This is a genomic window from Roseovarius pelagicus, assembly GCF_025639885.1.
In the GTDB taxonomy this organism is placed as follows: domain Bacteria; phylum Pseudomonadota; class Alphaproteobacteria; order Rhodobacterales; family Rhodobacteraceae; genus Roseovarius; species Roseovarius pelagicus.
This window is the reverse complement of record NZ_CP106738.1, coordinates 1490303-1508374: the sequence shown is the minus strand read 5'-3', so window position 1 is coordinate 1508374 and position 18072 is coordinate 1490303. Positions and strand designations below refer to the sequence as shown.

The 18072-nt window shown below is 59.8% G+C and carries 19 protein-coding genes and 1 pseudogene; 4 read left to right on the top strand and 16 right to left on the bottom strand.

The genetic code is table 11. The features are described 5' to 3' along the window. Nucleotides 1-61: 61 nt before the first annotated feature. The 4 genes from N7U68_RS08540 to N7U68_RS08525 are packed head-to-tail and all read left to right on the top strand — an operon-like array spanning nt 62 to nt 2979. Entirely contained in the window at nt 62-739 is a 678-nt protein-coding gene (locus tag N7U68_RS08540; protein WP_165196416.1) for a cell division ATP-binding protein FtsE, read from the top strand. Continuing rightward, the gene (locus N7U68_RS08535; protein WP_165196418.1) at nt 736-1641 is read left to right on the top strand and encodes a cell division protein FtsX; all 906 of its coding nucleotides are present in this window, start codon (nt 736-738) and stop codon (nt 1639-1641) included. Before N7U68_RS08540 ends, N7U68_RS08535 begins: the two co-directional genes overlap by 4 nt. Continuing rightward, a complete protein-coding gene (locus N7U68_RS08530; RefSeq protein ID WP_373322981.1) occupies nt 1641-2390 on the top strand; it encodes a lysophospholipid acyltransferase family protein in 750 nt (249 codons plus the stop codon). The genes N7U68_RS08535 and N7U68_RS08530 overlap by 1 nt, the downstream gene beginning before the upstream one ends. Then, entirely contained in the window at nt 2377-2979 is a 603-nt protein-coding gene (locus N7U68_RS08525) for a pyridoxamine 5'-phosphate oxidase family protein (protein ID WP_263048835.1), read from the top strand. Before N7U68_RS08530 ends, N7U68_RS08525 begins: the two co-directional genes overlap by 14 nt. Before the next feature lie 401 nt (nt 2980-3380). Here N7U68_RS08525 and lpdA read toward each other — a convergent pair whose 3' ends face one another. The 16 genes and pseudogenes from lpdA to mdh all read right to left on the bottom strand — a co-directional run bounded on the left by lpdA (nt 3381) and on the right by mdh (nt 18037). Further along, entirely contained in the window at nt 3381-4769 is a 1389-nt protein-coding gene (lpdA, locus tag N7U68_RS08520) for a dihydrolipoyl dehydrogenase (protein WP_263048834.1), read from the bottom strand. Between the two features lie 173 nt (nt 4770-4942). Further along, on the bottom strand, nt 4943-5353 hold the full coding sequence (locus N7U68_RS08515) for an MAPEG family protein (RefSeq protein ID WP_263048833.1): 411 nt from the start codon (nt 5351-5353) through the stop codon (nt 4943-4945). Next, nucleotides 5350-5568 carry an HTH-like domain-containing protein gene (locus N7U68_RS08510; RefSeq protein WP_263048832.1) on the bottom strand — a complete coding sequence of 73 codons (219 nt, stop codon included), beginning with the start codon at nt 5566-5568 and terminating at the stop codon, nt 5350-5352. Before N7U68_RS08510 ends, N7U68_RS08515 begins: the two co-directional genes overlap by 4 nt. A 75-nt stretch (nt 5569-5643) precedes the next feature. After that, nucleotides 5644-7212, bottom strand: coding sequence for a 2-oxoglutarate dehydrogenase complex dihydrolipoyllysine-residue succinyltransferase (odhB, locus tag N7U68_RS08505; RefSeq protein ID WP_263048831.1), 1569 nt, complete (start codon nt 7210-7212; stop codon nt 5644-5646). A 3-nt stretch (nt 7213-7215) separates the two neighbouring features. After that, on the bottom strand, nt 7216-10176 hold the full coding sequence (locus N7U68_RS08500) for a 2-oxoglutarate dehydrogenase E1 component (protein ID WP_263048830.1): 2961 nt from the start codon (nt 10174-10176) through the stop codon (nt 7216-7218). A gap of 12 nt (nt 10177-10188) precedes the next feature. After that, nucleotides 10189-10740, bottom strand: coding sequence for a DUF805 domain-containing protein (locus tag N7U68_RS08495; protein WP_165196432.1), 552 nt, complete (start codon nt 10738-10740; stop codon nt 10189-10191). Nucleotides 10741-10770: 30 nt separating this feature from the next. Then, on the bottom strand, nt 10771-11394 hold the full coding sequence (locus N7U68_RS08490) for a cupin domain-containing protein (protein WP_263048829.1): 624 nt from the start codon (nt 11392-11394) through the stop codon (nt 10771-10773). Beyond that, the gene (gene sucD, locus N7U68_RS08485; protein WP_165196436.1) at nt 11391-12272 is read right to left on the bottom strand and encodes a succinate--CoA ligase subunit alpha; all 882 of its coding nucleotides are present in this window, start codon (nt 12270-12272) and stop codon (nt 11391-11393) included. The genes N7U68_RS08490 and sucD overlap by 4 nt, the downstream gene beginning before the upstream one ends. A 53-nt stretch (nt 12273-12325) precedes the next feature. After that, complete coding sequence (locus N7U68_RS08480; protein WP_263048828.1) at nt 12326-12520, bottom strand: hypothetical protein; 195 nt, start codon at nt 12518-12520, stop codon at nt 12326-12328. Then, nucleotides 12517-13038 (bottom strand): hypothetical protein, encoded by a 522-nt coding sequence (locus N7U68_RS08475; protein ID WP_263048827.1) that lies wholly within the window; start codon nt 13036-13038, stop codon nt 12517-12519. Before N7U68_RS08475 ends, N7U68_RS08480 begins: the two co-directional genes overlap by 4 nt. A 76-nt stretch (nt 13039-13114) precedes the next feature. Continuing rightward, nucleotides 13115-14308, bottom strand: coding sequence for an ADP-forming succinate--CoA ligase subunit beta (gene sucC / locus N7U68_RS08470; RefSeq protein ID WP_165196442.1), 1194 nt, complete (start codon nt 14306-14308; stop codon nt 13115-13117). 263 nt (nt 14309-14571) lie between these two features. Beyond that, the gene (locus tag N7U68_RS08465) at nt 14572-15279 is read right to left on the bottom strand and encodes an RNA polymerase sigma factor (RefSeq protein ID WP_263048826.1); all 708 of its coding nucleotides are present in this window, start codon (nt 15277-15279) and stop codon (nt 14572-14574) included. Next, nucleotides 15276-15806, bottom strand: coding sequence for a cupredoxin domain-containing protein (locus N7U68_RS08460; RefSeq protein ID WP_263048825.1), 531 nt, complete (start codon nt 15804-15806; stop codon nt 15276-15278). Before N7U68_RS08460 ends, N7U68_RS08465 begins: the two co-directional genes overlap by 4 nt. After that, a complete protein-coding gene (locus N7U68_RS08455) occupies nt 15803-16222 on the bottom strand; it encodes a hypothetical protein (RefSeq protein ID WP_263048824.1) in 420 nt (139 codons plus the stop codon). The genes N7U68_RS08460 and N7U68_RS08455 overlap by 4 nt, the downstream gene beginning before the upstream one ends. Nucleotides 16223-16401: 179 nt before the next feature. After that, nucleotides 16402-16950 (bottom strand): hypothetical protein, encoded by a 549-nt coding sequence (locus tag N7U68_RS08450; RefSeq protein ID WP_263048823.1) that lies wholly within the window; start codon nt 16948-16950, stop codon nt 16402-16404. A gap of 123 nt (nt 16951-17073) precedes the next feature. Then, nucleotides 17074-18037, bottom strand: a pseudogene (gene mdh / locus N7U68_RS08445) (malate dehydrogenase). Nucleotides 18038-18072 lie beyond the last annotated feature (35 nt).

Below are 18072 nucleotides of genomic sequence, written 5' to 3'. Positions count from 1 at the left end.
CGCCGATTGCATGCGCATGCTGGGTGGGGCATTTAAGTAGCAAAGCGGAAAAGGGGCAGCCGTGATCGAGCTGGAAAATGTAGCGTACAGCTATGGCGGTGCCGAGCTACTGAGTGATATTTCGCTCAAGCTTCAACCGGGGTCATTTCATTTTCTAACCGGTCCGTCAGGGTCGGGGAAAACCACGCTGATGAAGCTGTGCTACGGCGCACTTATACCCACTGCGGGGTATGTGCGGCTGTTCGATACGGATGTGCGGGCGATGGCGCGCGACGATATCGCAATGATGCGGCGGCGCGTGGGGGTCGTGCATCAGGACTGCCAGTTTCTGGATCATCTGAGTGTGGCGGATAACATCGCGCTGCCGCTGACCGTATCAGGGCGCGATGACACAGGTGAGTTGGAGAACCTCAAGGAACTGACCGGCTGGGTCGGTCTGACGGCGCGGGCGGATGCCTTGCCCCCCGAACTGTCCGGGGGAGAGCGGCAGCGCGCGGCGCTGGCGCGCGCCGTTATCATGTCGCCTGATGTGGTGCTTGCTGACGAGCCGACGGGTAACGTCGATTGGGAAATGTCGCAGCGTCTGATGCGCCTGCTGATAGAACTGAACCGCATGGGCAAGACGATTATGATTGCCACCCATGATCTGGCGTTGATCCGCGCGGCCAAACCGCATGTACAGGCCCGCGTGCTGCGCATCTCGAACCGACGATTGCAACTGGCGGGGGCGGATCTATGATGTTGAACATCGACGGGTTACGCAGTTTTCTGGCGGGCGACGCACAGGCCGACCGGGTTGTGCCACCTACGGGCTTTACGGCATGGCTGACGCTGTTTGCCTCTGCTGCAATGGCGTTTCTTGCGGTGTTTGCACTGGCTCTGTCGCTGGCCACGACGCGATTGGCGGACCGCTGGGGAGAGGAACTGGCGCGCAGCTCTACCTTGCGCATATCGGCCCCCGAAGGACAGATGGCAGCCCAGACCGACGCCGCGCTGCGCGTGTTGGAGACGACCGCCGGGGTTGCATCAGCGCGGGCGCTGACCACGGCGGAACAGCGCGCATTGCTGGAACCGTGGTTCGGCCCCGATCTGCCGATCGAGAGTTTGCCGATTCCGCAACTGATCGAGGTGATCGAAGAGGGCAGCGGCTTTGACGCTGCAGGACTGCGCCTGCGGCTGGCCGCAGAAGTACCGGGTGCAGTGCTGGACGATCATACCCGTTGGCGCGAACCGTTGGTGCGGGCAGCTTCGCGGTTGCGACTACTGGGATGGATTTCGCTGGCTTTGATCGGCGGAGCGATGGGCGCGATGATCACGTTGGCAGCGGGGGCGGCACTCGCTGCCAATGCGCAGGTGATCAGCGTATTGCGTCTCGTTGGTGCGCGCGACGGTTATATCGCGCAGGCTTTTGTCAGGCGCTTTACGCTACGCGGGCTTACTGGTGCCGCAGTGGGCATGGTGCTGGGCACTTTGGCCATTCTCGCCCTGCCGAGCGCAGAGGTCGGCGGCGGATTTCTCTCTGGGCTCGGGTTTCAAGGGTGGCATTGGCTGTGGCCGCTGCTGATCCCGCCCCTGGCTGCAATGGTGGCGTTTTTGGCGACTCGCGCTGCCGCCCATCGCACTTTGGGAGAAATGTCATAATGTACGCATTTCAATGGCTGCGCTCGCTGATATTCATCGTGCTGATGTATGTGATGATGCTGGTGCTCGGCATCGTCTTCTTCCCTTGGGCGGTATTCAGTCGCCGTGGCGCATTGGCCGCTTGCAAAGCCTATTGCAAGTGGGTGCGGTGGAGCGCGCGGTGGATGGTCGGCCTGCGCACCGAGGTGCGGGGCACGGTGCCGACTGACGAGGTGCTGATCGCGGCCAAGCACCAGTCGTTCCTGGATATTATTCTGATTTTCGGCGCTGTGCCTGCGGGTAAATTCATCATGAAACGCGAGCTGATGTATGCGCCGATAATCGGACAATACGCGCTGAGGATCGGCTGTGTGCCCGTCAACCGCGGCAAGCGGAGTGCGGCAATCCGAAAGATGGTCAGCGACGTGGCGCGTGGTGCGCAGGAACCCGGCCAACTGATCATATACAGTCAGGGCACGCGTATCGCGCCCGGCGTCAAAGCCCCGTACAAAGTCGGCTCTAGTGTGCTCTATCAGGAACTGGGGCAGGATTGTGTGCCGGCGGCAACCAATGTCGGCGTGTTCTGGCCGCGGCGCGGGATTTACCGCAAGCCGGGCCTTGCCGTCGTCGAGTTTCTGCCCCGTATTCCGGCGGGCGAGCGTAAGGACACGTTTATGGCGCGTCTGGAGCGTGAGGTCGAAACTGCATCGGATGCATTGCTGCGCGAGGCGGGGTTTCAACTGGAGGGGTCGAACGATGGAATGGGTTGAGGATATTGCGGCGCTGGAGGCGATCTATGGCGCACCGGCCGAGGCCAGCCTGCGCAAAGTGGCACCACACCTGACGCCGCTATATCGGCAATGGATCATGGCATCGCGGTTTTGCGTGCTGAGTACGGTCGGCCCGAACGGCACGGATGGCAGCCCACGCGGCGATGACGGACCGGTGGTGACAGAGCTTGACCCGCAGACGCTGGCAATGCCGGACTGGCGCGGCAATAACCGGATGGACAGCCTGCGCAATATCGTAGCGGATGGGCGCGTATCATTGATGTTCATGGTGCCGGGGTCGAACACGGTCGTGCGTGTAAACGGCATGGCGCGGGTGTCGGTGGATAAGGACCTGCTGGCGCGGTTCGATGACCGTGGGCGTCTGCCGCGGTCGGTTATCGTGATCAAGATCTCCGAGGTCTATACACAATGTTCGCGCGCACCGATGCGTGCCGGTTTGTGGGGCCGCGACGACAGCGCGGGCCTGCCCACGGTGGGGCAGATACTCGCCGAACAGACCAATGGCGAAGTTGGCGGCGCGGAGTATGACGCGGCGTGGGGCGCGCGGGCGAAATCGTCGTTGTGGTGAGTTGGAGTGCGTAGCGGGGTTGCAAGAGGGCTTTCGCCGCACCTGAGTCAATGACTGCTGATCGTCAACCATTCAGCACGTTTGGCTGACCGATAGGGCTTAATCGCAAGGTTAGTTTGAGCGAACATCTACTCGGCAAGTAGGTTCTTATGAACTGGCGAAACTACAATCGGCATGTGGCTACATATCAAAAATTTCAGAAAGGTATGTGCTAAGAACAGTCGCATTTTTCAAGTTTTCGACCATATCAGCAAAAACCGACATAGCAGCGCAGCATCACGCATTTTGATCTTGAAGCAGTCTTTTGGTGCTCCGAGAACAAATACCAATATTGCGTTCTGACCAGTGCGGTGGCCGCCACCGTTTCTCTGTGCCGACCACCCAGTTCCGGATGTCTTGGATCAGGCGTGGATCGGACCATCCCCGCAGGCCAGCGCCGCCTCGCGCACCGCCTCGGAATAGGTCGGATGAGCGTGGCAGGTCAGGGCCAGATCCTCGGCAGAGGCGCCGAATTCCATCGCAACGCAAACTTCGTGGATCAGATCACCCGCTGCGGGGCCAATGATGTGACAGCCCAGAATGCGGTCGGTTTCCTTGTCGGCCAGCAACTTGACGAAGCCTTCACCGGCAAAGACAGCCTTGGCGCGGGCGTTGCCCATGAAGCTGAATTTACCGACCTTATAGGCGACGCCTTCGTCCTTCAGATCGGCTTCGGTCTTGCCGACGCTGGCAACCTCGGGGTGGGTATAGATCACGCCCGGAATGACGCCGTAATTGACGTGGCCATGGTTGCCTGCCAGCACTTCGGCACAGGCCATGCCTTCGTCTTCGGCCTTGTGGGCCAGCATTGGACCGTCGATGGCGTCACCGATGGCGTAAATGCCTTTGGTCGATGTCTGCCAATGCTTGTCCACGGGGATCTGACCACGTTTGCTCAGATCGATCCCAAGCGCGTCGAGGCCCAGCCCGTCGGTGTAGGGTTTGCGGCCTGTCGCCACCAGAACGACATCAGCATCCAGCACATGTTCGCTATCGTCCTTGCGCAGTTTGTAATGCACTTTGGCCTTGGTCTTGGTGGCTTCTGTCTTTTGCACAGCCGCGCCCATGATGAAGGTAAGGCCCTGTTTTTTCAGCATTCTCTGAAGGGTTTTTTGTACTTCAGCGTCCATGCCGGGGGTGATCGCGTCGAGGAATTCGACCACTGTGACCTCTGTCCCGAGCCGGGCATAGACGCTGCCCATTTCCAAACCGATCACGCCCGCGCCGATTACCACCATCTTCTTTGGCACCTTGCCCAGTTCCAGCGCGCCGGTGGAGGTGACGACCACTTTTTCGTCAATCTCAACGCCGGGCAGGCTGCTGGATTCAGAGCCGGTGGCGATGATGATATTTTTGGTCTCGTGGACCTCGTCGCCGACTTTGACCTTGCCTGCCTCGGGGATGGACCCCCAGCCCTTGAGCCAGTCTATCTTGTTCTTTTTGAACAAAAATTCAATGCCCTTGGTGTTCTGGCCGATCACGTCTTCCTTGTAGGAAATCATCTGTTTCCAGTCGACCGAAGGGCTTTTGCCCTTTAGGCCCATCTTGGTGAAGTTATGCTCGGCTTCGTGCAGCATATGCGTGGCGTGCAGCAGGGCCTTGGACGGGATGCAGCCCACGTTCAGGCAGGTGCCGCCCAGTGTTTCGCGTCCTTCGACGCAGGCGGTTTTCAGGCCCAGCTGGGCACAGCGGATGGCGGCGACATAGCCGCCGGGGCCTGCGCCGATAATGATCACATCATAGGAAGCCATTTTGGGAAATCCTCTGGTTTTGGGACGTCGGTATCACGTCGGTATTACATCGGTACCGCGTCGGTGCGGTGTGGTTAGGTCAAGCTGACCCTGATTTGGGGCCGGGGTCAACCGGATGGCGGGGCTTTGCGCCTGTGGCGGGGCATTCGGGTATTTCTGGAAAGATGAAAGGATCAGAGAAGGGCGGCGATCAGCATCAGGGTGGTGGCACCGAAGCCTATCAGCCAGATATAGGAGCGCCACGGCGAGAGGCCGAAGGCATAGGCCGGTACATAAAGGATGCGCGCCGCGAGGTAGGTCCATGCACAGGCGGCGGTGAAGGGTGTGGACTGGTCGCTGAGTGTGATCACGGTGCAGGCGATGGTAAAGAGGATCAGTCCCTCGAAATGGTTCGCAAACGCGCGGAACAGCCGACCGGTGCGGGGGCTGACCTGTTCGGCCAGTGGTTTGCCCAAGCGGTCCGGGTCACGGGGCGACGTCGTCTTGCCGGGGCCAAGTTCAAGATTGGCGGGGACGGACATCAGGACGAACTGGATGACCTGAAGCAACGCGGCGAGAGTGAGAACGGTGAGTTCCGGGGTCATTTCAGATTTACGAACTCGGCTAGACGCATGCCTTTTCGAATCTCGGTGCCGTACGATGTGGGTACATCGGCACCGGCACAAATTTCCTTGAGATTGTGCCCTTGCAGCGCGTCTGCATATTCGATTCCGACCAGATCGATCGTGACGACCGTCGCGCCATCAGTTGCGCCATGATAGCGCCGCCCATACTCAGCACTTAATTCCTGCGCTTTCATTTTGACCTCTCTGTTTGAAGGCGGGCTGAAGCCCGCCCTACAGGTTGGGTAGGCCGGGCTTCAGCCCGGCACCGCTCATAAATCCATCAGCAACCGGCGGGGATCTTCCAGCGCGTCCTTGACCCGCACCAGGAAGGTCACCGCGCCCTTGCCGTCGACGATCCGGTGGTCATAGCTGAGGGCCAGATACATCATCGGGCGGATTTTGACCTCTCCGCCGATGGCCATGGGGCGGTCCTGAATCTTGTGCATGCCCAGAATGCCGGATTGCGGTGGGTTCAGGATGGGGGAGGACATCAGCGAACCGTAGACGCCGCCATTCGAGATGGTGAAGGTGCCGCCCTGCATTTCGGCCATGCTCAGCTTACCATCACGGGCGCGCGCGCCTTTTTCGGCGATGGCCTTTTCGATCTCGGCAAAGCTCATCGCGTCGGCGTCGCGGATGACCGGCACAACGAGGCCGGTGGGGGTGCCTGCCGCGATGCCCATATGCACGAAGTTTTTATAGACAACATCGGTACCGTCGATCTCGGCGTTGACCTCTGGCACCTCTTTCAGCGCATGGCAGCAGGCCTTGGTGAAGAAGGACATGAAGCCGAGTTTCACGCCATGTTTCTTGGCAAACTCTTCCTTGTACTGATTACGCAGCGCCATCACCTCGGTCATGTCGACCTCGTTATAGGTGGTCAGCATGGCGGCGGTGTTCTGGCTTTCCTTCAGGCGGCGCGCGATGGTCTGGCGCAGGCGGGTCATCTTGACCCGTTCCTCGCGGGCGGCGTCGTCAGCGGAGCTGGGCGCGCGTGGGGCCGGGGCCGGCGCGGCGGAGGCTGAGGTGGTCGCGGACGAGGCAGAAGTCCCGGCGGCGATCGCGCGGGCCACGTCGTCCTTCATGATGCGGCCATCCTTGCCGGTGCCCTTGACCTGATCGGGGCTAAGCCCGGCCTCTGCCATCGCTTTCTTGGCGGCGGGGGCATCTTCGCCCTTGCGCGATGTGCCGGAGTCGTCGCCGGATTTGGGCGCGTCCTCGGCGCTGCCGTCGGATATAGGACGCTTGGACGGCTCGACTGATCCATCGGCGGAGCCAGACAGCACGGCCAGTTTGCCATTGGCCTGCACTGTGTCGCCTTCAGCGGCGAGGATCTCGGTCAGAGTTCCGGCGGCAGGCGAGGGCACCTCGACCGAGACTTTGTCGGTTTCCAGTTCGCACAGCATTTCGTCCTGAGAAACGTCATCGCCGACTTTCTTGAACCATGTGCTGACGGTGGCCTCTGTCACGCTCTCGCCCAGAGTGGGGACCATGACATCGACATTGCCGCTGCTGCTGTCGCCGCCGCCGGGTTTAGCTGGGGCCGCGTCCGGTTTCTTCGCGCTGTCGTCCGATTTGGGCTCGCTGCTGCCTGCACTTTCGCCTTCGGAGATGGTGGCGAGCAGGGCATTGACGCCGACGGTTTCGCCCTCGGCGGCGACGATTTCGCCCATCGTGCCGGCGGCAGGGGCGGGCACCTCGACTGTGACCTTGTCGGTTTCCAGTTCGCAGAGCATTTCGTCGGCCTGAACGGCATCGCCGGGTTTCTTGAACCAGGTCGCGACGGTGGCCTCGGTAACGGATTCGCCCAGAGTGGGTACGCGGACTTCGGTGGACATGATTTACTTCCCTTTGATCGTCAGCGCGGCGTCGACCAGCGCGGATTGTTGTGCTTTGTGCATCGAGGCAAGGCCCGTGGCAGGCGAGGCGGCAGCAGGGCGGCCGGCATATTCGGGACGGGTGTGTTTTGCGCCAATTCGGCCAAGCACCCATTCGATGTTCGGCTCGATAAAGGACCACGGTCCCTGATTTTTGGGTTCTTCCTGACACCAGACCATTTCGGCGTTTGTGAACCGCTCCAGTTCCTTGACCGCGGATTGTGCGGGGAAGGGATAGAATTGTTCGAACCGCATCAGGTAGACATCGTCGATGCCGCGCTCGTCGCGTTCTGCGAGCAGGTCGAAGTAGACCTTGCCTGAACACATGACCACGCGCTTGATCTTGTCATCCTTGACCAGCTTGGTGTCAGAGTTGCCCCATTCGGCGTCGTCCCACAGTACGCGGTGAAAGCTGGACCCGGTGGTAAATTCTTCAGCCTTGGATACGGCCATCTTGTGGCGCAAGAGCGATTTCGGGGTCATCAGGATCAGCGGCTTGCGGAAGGTACGGTGCAACTGGCGGCGCAGGATGTGGAAGTAGTTCGCTGGCGTGGTGCAGTTGGCGACGATCCAGTTGTCCTGTCCGCACATGGTCAGGAACCGTTCCAGCCGGGCCGACGAGTGTTCGGGGCCTTGGCCCTCGTACCCGTGGGGCAGCAGGCAGACGAGGCCGGACATGCGCAGCCATTTGCTTTCGCCCGAAGAGATGAACTGATCGAACATGATCTGCGCGCCGTTGGCGAAATCGCCAAACTGCGCCTCCCACAGGGTCAGAGCGTTCGGCTCGGCCAGCGTATAGCCATATTCGAACCCCAGAACGGCGTATTCGCTGAGCATCGAGTCGATGACCTCGTACCCGGCCTGACCCTCGCGGATGTTGTTGAGCGGATAGTAGCGTTCTTCGGTGTCCTGATTGATCAGGCCGGAATGACGCTGGCTGAATGTGCCGCGCGTGGCGTCCTGACCCGACAGGCGCACGCCAAAGCCCTCGGTCAGAAGGGAGCCAAAGGCCAACGCCTCGCCGGTGGCCCAGTCAAAGCCCTCTCCGGTTTCGAACATCGTGGCCTTGCTTTCCAGCAGGCGGCTGACGGTCTTGTGCAGTGGGAAGTCCGCTGGCGGTGTGCTGAGCGCACGACCGATTTCGGCAAAAGTTTCTTCCTTGATCGCGGTCGAGCCGCGCTGATAGTCGTCTTCCTTGTGGTCGAGATGGGACCATTTGCCGTCCAGCCAGTCGGCCTTGTTCGGTTTGTAGTTGGTGCCAGCCTCGAATTCATCGGCCAGATAGGACTGAAACGACGCTTTCATGTCGTCGACTTCGCCCTCGGGGATCAGGCCATCCTTGACCAGTCGCTCGGTATAGAGGCTGAGCGTGGTCTTCTGCTTCTTGATTTTCTTGTACATGATCGGATTGGTGAACATGGGCTCGTCGCCCTCGTTATGGCCAAACCGACGGTAGCAGATGATATCAATCACCACGTCCTTGTGGAATTTCTGGCGGAATTCCGTCGCGACCTTGGCGGCATGCACCACCGCCTCGGGATCGTCGCCATTGACGTGGAAGATCGGCGCTTCGACCATCAGGGCGATATCGGTGGGATAGGGCGAGGAGCGCGAGAAGTGCGGCGCGGTGGTAAAGCCGATCTGGTTGTTCACCACAATGTGCATCGTGCCGCCGGTTTTATGCCCTTTGAGGCCACTGAGGCCAAAGCATTCAGCCACGACGCCCTGACCGGCAAAGGCCGCGTCACCATGCAGTAGCACGGGCAGCACCTTGGTGCGGTCCTCATCGTTGAGCTGGTCCTGCTTGGCGCGCGCCTTGCCCAGAACGACGGGGTTGACCGCCTCCAGGTGGCTGGGGTTGGCGGTCAGCGACAGGTGGACCGAGTTACCGTCAAATTCACGGTCAGAGGACGCGCCGAGGTGATATTTTACATCGCCCGAGCCATCCACATCCTCGGGCTTGAAGCTGCCACCCTGAAATTCGTTGAAGATCGCGCGATAGGGTTTGCCCATCACGTTGGCCAGCACGGACAGGCGGCCACGGTGGGGCATGCCGATGATGATGTCGCGCACGCCCAGTTGACCGCCGCGCTTGATCACCTGTTCCATCGCCGGGATCAGGCTTTCACCGCCATCAAGGCCGAAACGCTTGGTGCCCATGTATTTGACGTGCAGGTATTTTTCGATCCCTTCGGCCTCGACCATCTTTTTCAGGATCGCTTTGCGTCCTTCGCGGGTAAAGGAGATTTCCTTGCCATACCCTTCGATGCGTTCTTTGAGCCAATTGGCCTCATCCGGGTCGGAGATATGCATGTATTGCAACGCGAACGTGCCGCAATAGGTGCGACGCACGATGTCGAGGATTTCACGCACCGAGGCGATCTGGAGGCCGAGTACATTGTCGATAAAGATCGGGCGGTCCATGTCCTGACTGGTGAAGCCGTAGGATTTCGGATCAAGCTCGGGGCGGAAAGGCTGATCACGCAGACCGAGTGGATCGAGATCGGCAATCAGGTGACCACGGATGCGGTAGGCGCGGATCAGCATCAGCGCGCGCACGGAATCGAGAACCGCGCGCTGGATCACCTCGTCGCTGACTTCGACGCCTTTTTCCTGTGCCTTACCGGCGATTTTCTTACCGACGTCACGCGGGCTCGGCTCGTCCGGCCATTCGCCGGTTAGCGCGGCAGTCAGATCGTCATTGGGCACGGGGGGCCAGTCATTGCGGGCCCAAGAGGGGCCGGTCGCCTCGTTCTTGACCTCAACCTCACCATCGCCGAGCTGCGAGAAGAACGCCTGCCATGCCTCGTCTACCGCGCCGGGATCATTGGCATAGCGCGCATAAAGCTGTTCGAGGTATTCGGCGTTATGCCCCTGCATGAAGCTGGAGGCGTGAAACACGTCATTGGGCGATTGGTCGGTCATTAGGGCACCTTTCTACTGGGCGCTGGTGGATGGGGGCGGGGCAATGCCATCGGGCACTGGGCCATATTCGTTTGCGTCAGGTTGGGTCGGGCGGGTGAGCCACCAGATCATGACAATCGCGAGGATGATCTGGACGAATCCGCTGAAGGCCGCGCCGATCATGCCAATTCCGAAGGCCATGCCGCCATCGACACCCGTGGGCATGCCTGAGGCATCGAAGGTCATCGAACTCATCACGCCACCAAAGAAGAGCAGGCCGGTCACCAATCCCGCAATAAGTGGCAAAAGCAGCAGCCAGCCGGGCCGTCCACTGTCATGCATACGCCGCCAGCCGGCCGCAAGGATGGGCAGCAGCAGGGCAAGTTGTGCCAGCGGTTGAAAAATGCGCGTGGGCGGGTCCAACGGTGGGTTGCCCGTGCCAAAGAGTGCCGCATCAATCAGCCCGGCGATCAGCATCACACCGAAAGCAAAGAGCATGAACCACCAGTATTCCGAGCGCCGGGCGCGTCCGGAAAAGGTGACGTATTTGCCAAGGCAGGTTTTGACGGCTTCGCTAAATCCCATGATGCTGTCCTTTCTGCGCGTGTTGCGGTCCTATTCTGATTTTGGCTTCTCGATCCGTTCCAGACGGTAGCCGTCGGGGGTGGCAAAATCGGGATGCACCTTGTGACGGCTGAAAAAACTGTACATCTGGTAGTTGCGCTCTGGGTCCATCACCATGGCGGTTTCGTCAAAGCGTATGGCCGTCAGGCCCTGTTCGGGGAATTCCTCGGGGGTGCCATAGCGTGCCATGACCTCTGGCGTTTCGGGATTTTCCGGGCCAGCAAAGTAGCAGGCCAGATGTTCTGTGCCTTCTGGTGTCTGCTGGATCGAGACAGCGAGGAAGGCATCGCCCTTGGTCCAGAGTGCGACATCACCGGCGTCGATCATGGTGGTGAAATTGCCTGCCAGTTGCGGGATGGCCGCGTAGCGGTTGGTCCAGTCCTTCATCCCGGCTGTAAAGCTGGCAATATGGGCGTTGGCGATGGCGGTGACGGCGGGCAGGCTGCTCTTGGGTTGCTTGGTCCAGCCGTCTGCCTCTAGCACGATGCCCTTTTGCGGGCCGGTGGTCATCGGGTCGCTGCAGATCTCGGCCACGCGCGACATGGACTGAGCATGCAATGGCGCGGCAAACAATGTTGCCGCCACCATCAGTGGCAGGACACGCAAGCGCATCACCCGATTGCTTCCATCACGGCCTCGCCCAGACCGGCGGGGCTGTCGGCGACAACGATGCCAGCGGCGCGCATCGCTTCGATCTTGTCTTCGGCGCCGCCTTTGCCGCCGGCGACGATGGCGCCAGCATGGCCCATGCGGCGGCCCGGAGGGGCGGTGCGACCGGCGATGAACCCTGCGGTGGGTTTCCAGCGACCTTTCTTCTTTTCATCAATCAGGAATTGTGCGGCTTCTTCTTCGGCGCTGCCGCCGATTTCGCCAATCATGATGATTGACTGGGTTTCGTCGTCGGCCAAGAACCATTCCAGCACGTCGATATGCTCGGTCCCTTTGATCGGGTCGCCGCCGATACCCACGGCAGTGGACTGACCCAGACCCAGATCGGTGGTCTGTTTGACCGCCTCGTAGGTCAGCGTGCCCGAACGTGACAGCACGCCGCAGGAGCCGCGTTTGTGGATGTGGCCGGGCATGATGCCGATCTTGCAGGCGTCGGGTGTGATGACACCGGGGCAGTTTGGCCCGACGAGCCGGGATTTCGATCCTTCGAGCGCGCGTTTGACGCGCATCATGTCGAGGACCGGGATCCCTTCGGTGATGCAGATGATCACTTCCATTTCGGCGTCGATCGCCTCCAGAATTGAATCGGCGGCAAAGGGGGGCGGGACGTAGATCACAGACGCATTGGCCTGCGTTTCGTGCCGTGCCTCGTGGACCGAGTTATAGACTGGCAGATCCAGGTGCGTCTGGCCGCCTTTGCCCGGAGTTACGCCGCCGACCATCTTGGTGCCATAGGCGATGGCCTGCTCCGTATGGAACGTGCCCTGAGAGCCGGTAAGGCCCTGACAGATCACGCGCGTATTTTCGTCGATAAGGACTGCCATTGTGTCTTTTCTCCTTCGGTGGGCCGGGTGGCCCGCTTGGTCTGTGTCACGGTTTAGGTGAATGCGGTGCAGCTGTGTCCGGCGACGTGTGTGCCGCAAGGTTGCGGGGTCGCCTGAGAATAGATGTAGGTGATGTGCGGTTCGGATTGCGGATGGTTGCGAATGCCGTCGTTGGACGGGTCGTTGCAGGCGCTGAGAGCCAGAAGCCCGAGGCCGGCAAGACCTACCTTGATCGTTGTTGAGGTCATTGGTTCTGTCCTTCGTTCCAGACGCGGATGGCGCTGGTCGGGGTGTCGCCACAGATCGGATCCTGTCCGCCGCTCGTTACCTCGATCACGCGACCTTGGGGCGAGGTGAATGCGGTACAGCCTGCTGCGGTTTTGGATTCCGGCCAGAGTGATTGACCCATTTCGGCGAACGTCCGGCGCACGATCTCGGCGGCCTGTGACTGAGTGACGGAGAAATCGGCAATCTCGCAGAATGTCCCATCGTCGGCGATGATCGCGGTACTGTCCTTGTAGTTGTATTCGGTGAGGCCGCCATAGGCGCCGCCTGCGGTCCATTCCATAAACGTGAAGTTGTTGACGGTCTGCGCGGGCTCTGAAGGGCCGTCAAAGCCCCCGAGACAGGCGGCAAAACCGCCCTGCATGCGCCACACAGCATCGCTGCCCCGCATTTGCATAGTCAGTTCCTCCAGCACCTGTGCGGAGGCGGGCCATGGAGCGACGACGATGAGGACTGCGGCGAGCATCGTATTTCTGCGCATTGGCGTCACCTTTCTGTCGGTTGCGGGCGTTTGCGGGCCTGTTGCGTCGGGTGGGCAGAACACCCACCCTGCGCGCTTAACCCTTAACTGCCTTCACGATCTTCTCGGCACCATCCTTCAGGTTATCCGCGGCGATCACGTCGACGTCGGAGTTGTTGATGATCTCCTTGCCCTTTTCGACGTTGGTGCCCTCAAGACGCACGACCAGCGGCACCTTCAGACCGACCTCTTTCACAGCAGCGACAACGCCCTCGGCGATGACGTCGCAGCGCATGATGCCGCCGAAAATGTTCACGAGGATGCCTTTGACTTGCGGATCAGAGGTGATGATCTTGAACGCCTCGGTAACCTTCTCCTTGGTGGCACCGCCGCCGACGTCGAGGAAGTTGGCAGGCTCTGCGCCGTAAAGTTTGATGATATCCATCGTGGCCATGGCAAGACCCGCGCCGTTAACCATGCAGCCGATTTCGCCATCCAGCGCGATATAGTTCAGGTCGTATTTCGACGCTTCCAGTTCCTTGGGGTCTTCTTCGGTCACGTCGCGCAGCTCGGCGATGTCGGCGTGGCGGTAGACCGCGTTACTGTCAAAACCCATCTTGGCATCAAGACATTTCAGATCACCCTTGTCGGTCACGATCAGCGGGTTGATCTCCAGCATCTCCATGTCCTTGTCGAGGAACAGCTTGTAGAGCGTGCCCATCAGCTTGACGCATTGTTTGACCTGCGCGCCCTCCAGACCGAGGTTAAAGGCGATGCGGCGGCCGTGATAGGGCTGATAGCCCGTGGCCGGGTCGACCGAGAAGCTGAGGATTTTTTCGGGCGTCTTTTCTGCGACTTCCTCGATGTCCATGCCGCCCTCTGTCGAGCAGACAAAGCTGACGCGGCTGGTTTGGCGGTCGACCAGAATGGCGAGGTACATCTCGGTTTCGATGCCCGAGCCATCCTCGATATAGATGCGGTTGACCTGTTTGCCCGCCGGGCCGGTCTGTTTGGTTACGAGGGTGCGACCCAGCATCTTTTTCGCCTCATCGGCGGCCTCTTCGACCGATTTGGCCAGACGCACGCCGCCTGCTTCGCCAGCGCCGGGTTCCTTGAATTTGCCCTTGCCGCGCCCGCCGGCGTGAATCTGCGCCTTGACCACCCAAAGCGGGCCATCCATCTCGCCTGCTGCGGTCTTGGCCTCTTCGGCGCGGAGCACGACGCGCCCGTCCGAGACCGGTGCGCCGTAGGAGCGCAAAAGAGATTTGGCCTGATACTCGTGGATGTTCATGTGGGCAGTCCCCGTGTTGCTGGTGTTGGCACAGTTATACCCACAAGGATGGACATAGTTTAAACGGCTTTGTGCGAGTTTCGCGCAATTTTGGTGAATAATGCCATTTTGTGATCACACGGATAAATCGTGTGATCACAAATGGCCGGTGAACCAGAGTTCGATAGAATCAAATGACCCGATCAGGATCATGTAACTGCGCCGCCGAAGCGGAAAAGGCGTATCGGCGGCGCGTTATCGCGGAGCGTTAATGTCTGGCTGCATCATATATGCCGCTTGGACTTCAATTCTGCCACGACCCGGTTCGCCATACCCACGCAGCGTGCCCCATCAAATGGAAATATAGCGTCAAACCCGCCTTGGATGTTTTCCTGTAGAGCGTTGCGCAACCGGCGTCGCGCGCGAAACAGACGTGTCTTTACCGTGACCGGATTAAGGGACAGGTCCCTTGCGATGGTGAGCACACTCATGCCTTCGGCTTCGCGCATCAAAAAGGGAAGGCGCAAATGCGCAGGCAAATCCGCAACCGTTTGCTCTAAGAGAACGCGCATTTGCGCACGTCCAAGTGCGGCCTCTGGTCGATCCGGAGCCTGACCGGGAAAGGTAAGAACGGAGTTGGTGCTGTTATCATCTTCGGCCACGGTGTTGTATTCCTCTTGTGGTCGGGCAGAGCGAACATGCATTCGGGCGGTATTGATCGCGATGCTTGTCACCCAAGTGGCAAATTGCGCGTCACCACGAAATGTATCCAACCGGGTGAAAGCCTTGAGGTAGGTTTCCTGCACCACATCCTCTGCCTCGGTGTTGCTGGCGGTGATGCCACGGGCAATCCTGAAGAGGCGCGGATTCATCCGCCGAATCAATTCTCGCACAGCGCTTTCGCTACCTTCTCTGGCGGCGCGGACCAACTCGGCCTCCGGAATGGTTGTTTCGGCAGGTGCGATGGCTTGATGGTTTGGTCGGACATTCATGTGGCGTCCTCTGGTTCGACCCGTCCATAGGTCAGAATAGTTTCGACCGTCGGCAGGGCAGTCAATGCCTCCGGCGCTATGTCGTCAGTGTCCGGGTTGGGGTACTGCCAACCGGGGTCGCCCGGTTGGCCGACGACGATGCGCCCGACCATGGCGGCCATTTCGTGCGGAATGCAGTAGTAATCGTAGACACCGGGTACCGTCAGCGTGACTTCAAAACTTTCGTCAGGCAAGAGAAAGCCACTGTCCCATGGTGCGGCAGCCTTTGGAATGCGGCGTGCCCGATCGTAAAGTTCGGGGCAATATGCGGTGGCTGTATGTGCATTCCCCTGATCGCGGTTTACAAAGCGGAGGGTCGTGCCGGGCGAGATCGCCAAACCGTTTGGTGAAAACCAAATGCGCTCGCCTCGTGCAGAGCCTTCCATCTTGATGGTCTGCACTGTTGCAGCACGCATCGGCGTCGAGAGCGAGAGAGTGGCAATGAAGCCACCTCCCATCTTCAGAAATCTGCGTCGGGCGAGGATCATTTTGCCAGCCGCTCCTTGGCCTCGGGATCATGATACAGCACGACATGAGCATGAGGTTTCTCGACGCCGGGATGCCCTGCGTTGTAGTAAACATCAACGGAACTAACGTTATGCATCCCGATCGCGAGGTCGTCGTAGGCGGTGCCGTTCTGAAGATCTTCCAGCGGTGTCATGTATACAGACGCGGACAGTTTGCCATCATGGTCATAGGCAAGGAACGGACCGGCTGGCAGTTTTTCGGGGTCCACGAACAATGTCCCCAAACCGGGCAGAAAGTCGGGCAGAGGCAAGACCTTACTCACCTGAACAAAAGGGTCACCGGGAGGGGATTGAAGTAATGCTTTCTCGTCATGGGCAACCGCGAATGTGACTGATGTAGCCAAGAATGCTGCGCTCAAGAACAGGGGTTTGATCATCTGATTTCCTTTCATAGGGATAGCAGTGCCATTTGTTGGCACTCGATCCCTTTGATGCAGGAAATCTGGAAAGGTTCCCGCAGTAGTGCGCGCCCGTCCAGTGACCCGCCGACTATCTTGTGACAGTGGGCGGGCGATGAGTGTACTAGAGCGGCGCCCTAGCTTGCGTCTGACGTGTTTTACCCGTTTAGCAATTCTTCGCGGACTTCCATGCGGGGCCGCCAATTGTAATGATCGTCTGCTTTGGTTTTTGACCAAAAGAGAGCGCCGCTGTTGCGCCAGGGATCCAGAACAATGCCGTCGTCAAGTGTGTCGCCCCGCGCGCTGATGATGACCGTGTGATGGATGATCCGGAACGGGGTCGGGGGCGAGATCGCCCAATGGAGTGACAGCGTGCGAAAGTGTTCTTGTTTCAGACGCTTGTTCAGGTCTTCGGTCCAATGATTGCATAGACCACGCGGGCGATAGCCGTGAATCACCTTGGCATTGTGGACAAGCGGCGGATCGGTGACCTGATATTCCTGTGCCAGCTGGAGCGAATACCTGTAGGCGATTTCGGCGGCGCGTTCGGCCTCTGCGGGGGCCACGCCCGACCCCAATCCCTGAATCTGAGTCGCCAGTTTGGTGATGTCGTTTTGTTCAACCGGTTCAATGGTGGGCGTTGCGCCGCAGCCTGCAATCGTCAAAAACGCTGCCACAATCAGGAACCATGAGCCAAGCTTGATCATCATTCTATCCCAGATAATTAGAGGGCCAGATCGCCCGGTTAACGACGCACAGGCAACCAACCGCCTGATACCAAAAAGGCCCCGGAGTATCTACCGGGGCCTTTTCAGTCACGTAAACTCGGATCAGGCCAGCGAGCCGTCGATGTCTTTGCAGGCTTTGACCAAGCCTTTGACCGCATCAACGGATTTGTCGAACATCGCCTGTTCGTCCTTGTTCATCTTGATCTCGACGACTTTTTCGATGCCGCCAGCACCAATCACGGTGGGAACGCCGACGTAAAAGCCCTTGAGGCCATAAGCGCCGTCCACGTGGGCCGCGCAGGGCAGGACGCGCTTTTGGTCCTTGAGATACGATCTCGGCCATCTCGATCGCCGAAGTGGCGGGCGCGTAGAAGGCAGAGCCGGTTTTCAGCAGACCGACGATTTCGGCACCGCCGTCGCGGGTACGCTGAACGATGGCGTCCATCTTGTCCTGAGTGGTCCAGCCCATGTCGATCAGGTCAGGCAGAGGAATGCCCGCAACGGTGGAATAGCGCACCAGTGGCACCATCGTGTCGCCGTGTCCGCCCAGGACGAACGCGGTCACGTCCTTCATCGAGACGCCAAATTCGAGGCTGAGGAAGTGGCGGAAGCGGGCGCTGTCCAACACGCCGGCCATGCCGCAGACTTTCTCGTGGGGCAGGCCGGAAAATTCGCGCAGCGCCCAGACCATCGCATCCAGCGGGTTGGTGATGCAGATGACGAATGCGTTCGGCGCGTGATCGCGGATGCCTTCGCCGACCGATTTCATAACCTTGAGGTTGATGCCCAAGAGGTCATCACGGCTCATGCCCGGTTTGCGGGCGACACCGGCGGTGACGATGCAGACGTCGGCGCCAGCGATGTCGGCGTAGGATTGTGTGCCGCTCATGTTTGCGTCAAAGCCCTCGGAAGGGCCGGATTCGGCGATATCGAGGGCTTTGCCCTCGGGGATGCCTTCGGCGATGTCAAAGAGGACGACGTCGCCCAGTTCCTTGAGTGCTGCGAGATGGGCGAGCGTTCCGCCGATCTGTCCTGCGCCGATGAGGGCGATCTTGGGTCTGGCCATGAGAATAGTCTCCGGTGGGTGAATTTGCGCCCTGT

Bases quoted from the DNA above. Each gene is read 5' to 3' on its own strand.
- N7U68_RS08495 (WP_165196432.1), bottom strand. From the start codon at position 10,740: ATGGGATTTAGCGAAGCCGTCAAAACCTGCCTTGGCAAATACGTCACC.
- sucD (WP_165196436.1), bottom strand. From the start codon at position 12,272: ATGGCAGTCCTTATCGACGAAAATACGCGCGTGATCTGTCAGGGCCTT.
- sucC (WP_165196442.1), bottom strand. From the start codon at position 14,308: ATGAACATCCACGAGTATCAGGCCAAATCTCTTTTGCGCTCCTACGGC.
- N7U68_RS08500 (WP_263048830.1), bottom strand. From the start codon at position 10,176: ATGACCGACCAATCGCCCAATGACGTGTTTCACGCCTCCAGCTTCATG.
- N7U68_RS08510 (WP_263048832.1), bottom strand. From the start codon at position 5,568: ATGAAAGCGCAGGAATTAAGTGCTGAGTATGGGCGGCGCTATCATGGC.
- N7U68_RS08515 (WP_263048833.1), bottom strand. From the start codon at position 5,353: ATGACCCCGGAACTCACCGTTCTCACTCTCGCCGCGTTGCTTCAGGTC.
- N7U68_RS08450 (WP_263048823.1), bottom strand. From the start codon at position 16,950: ATGATCAAGCTTGGCTCATGGTTCCTGATTGTGGCAGCGTTTTTGACG.
- N7U68_RS08465 (WP_263048826.1), bottom strand. From the start codon at position 15,279: ATGAATGTCCGACCAAACCATCAAGCCATCGCACCTGCCGAAACAACC.
- N7U68_RS08460 (WP_263048825.1), bottom strand. From the start codon at position 15,806: ATGATCCTCGCCCGACGCAGATTTCTGAAGATGGGAGGTGGCTTCATT.
- N7U68_RS08525 (WP_263048835.1), top strand. From the start codon at position 2,377: ATGGAATGGGTTGAGGATATTGCGGCGCTGGAGGCGATCTATGGCGCA.
- N7U68_RS08535 (WP_165196418.1), top strand. From the start codon at position 736: ATGATGTTGAACATCGACGGGTTACGCAGTTTTCTGGCGGGCGACGCA.
- N7U68_RS08455 (WP_263048824.1), bottom strand. From the start codon at position 16,222: ATGATCAAACCCCTGTTCTTGAGCGCAGCATTCTTGGCTACATCAGTC.
- N7U68_RS08475 (WP_263048827.1), bottom strand. From the start codon at position 13,038: ATGCGCAGAAATACGATGCTCGCCGCAGTCCTCATCGTCGTCGCTCCA.
- lpdA (WP_263048834.1), bottom strand. From the start codon at position 4,769: ATGGCTTCCTATGATGTGATCATTATCGGCGCAGGCCCCGGCGGCTAT.
- N7U68_RS08480 (WP_263048828.1), bottom strand. From the start codon at position 12,520: ATGACCTCAACAACGATCAAGGTAGGTCTTGCCGGCCTCGGGCTTCTG.
- N7U68_RS08530 (WP_373322981.1), top strand. From the start codon at position 1,641: ATGTACGCATTTCAATGGCTGCGCTCGCTGATATTCATCGTGCTGATG.
- odhB (WP_263048831.1), bottom strand. From the start codon at position 7,212: ATGTCCACCGAAGTCCGCGTACCCACTCTGGGCGAATCCGTTACCGAG.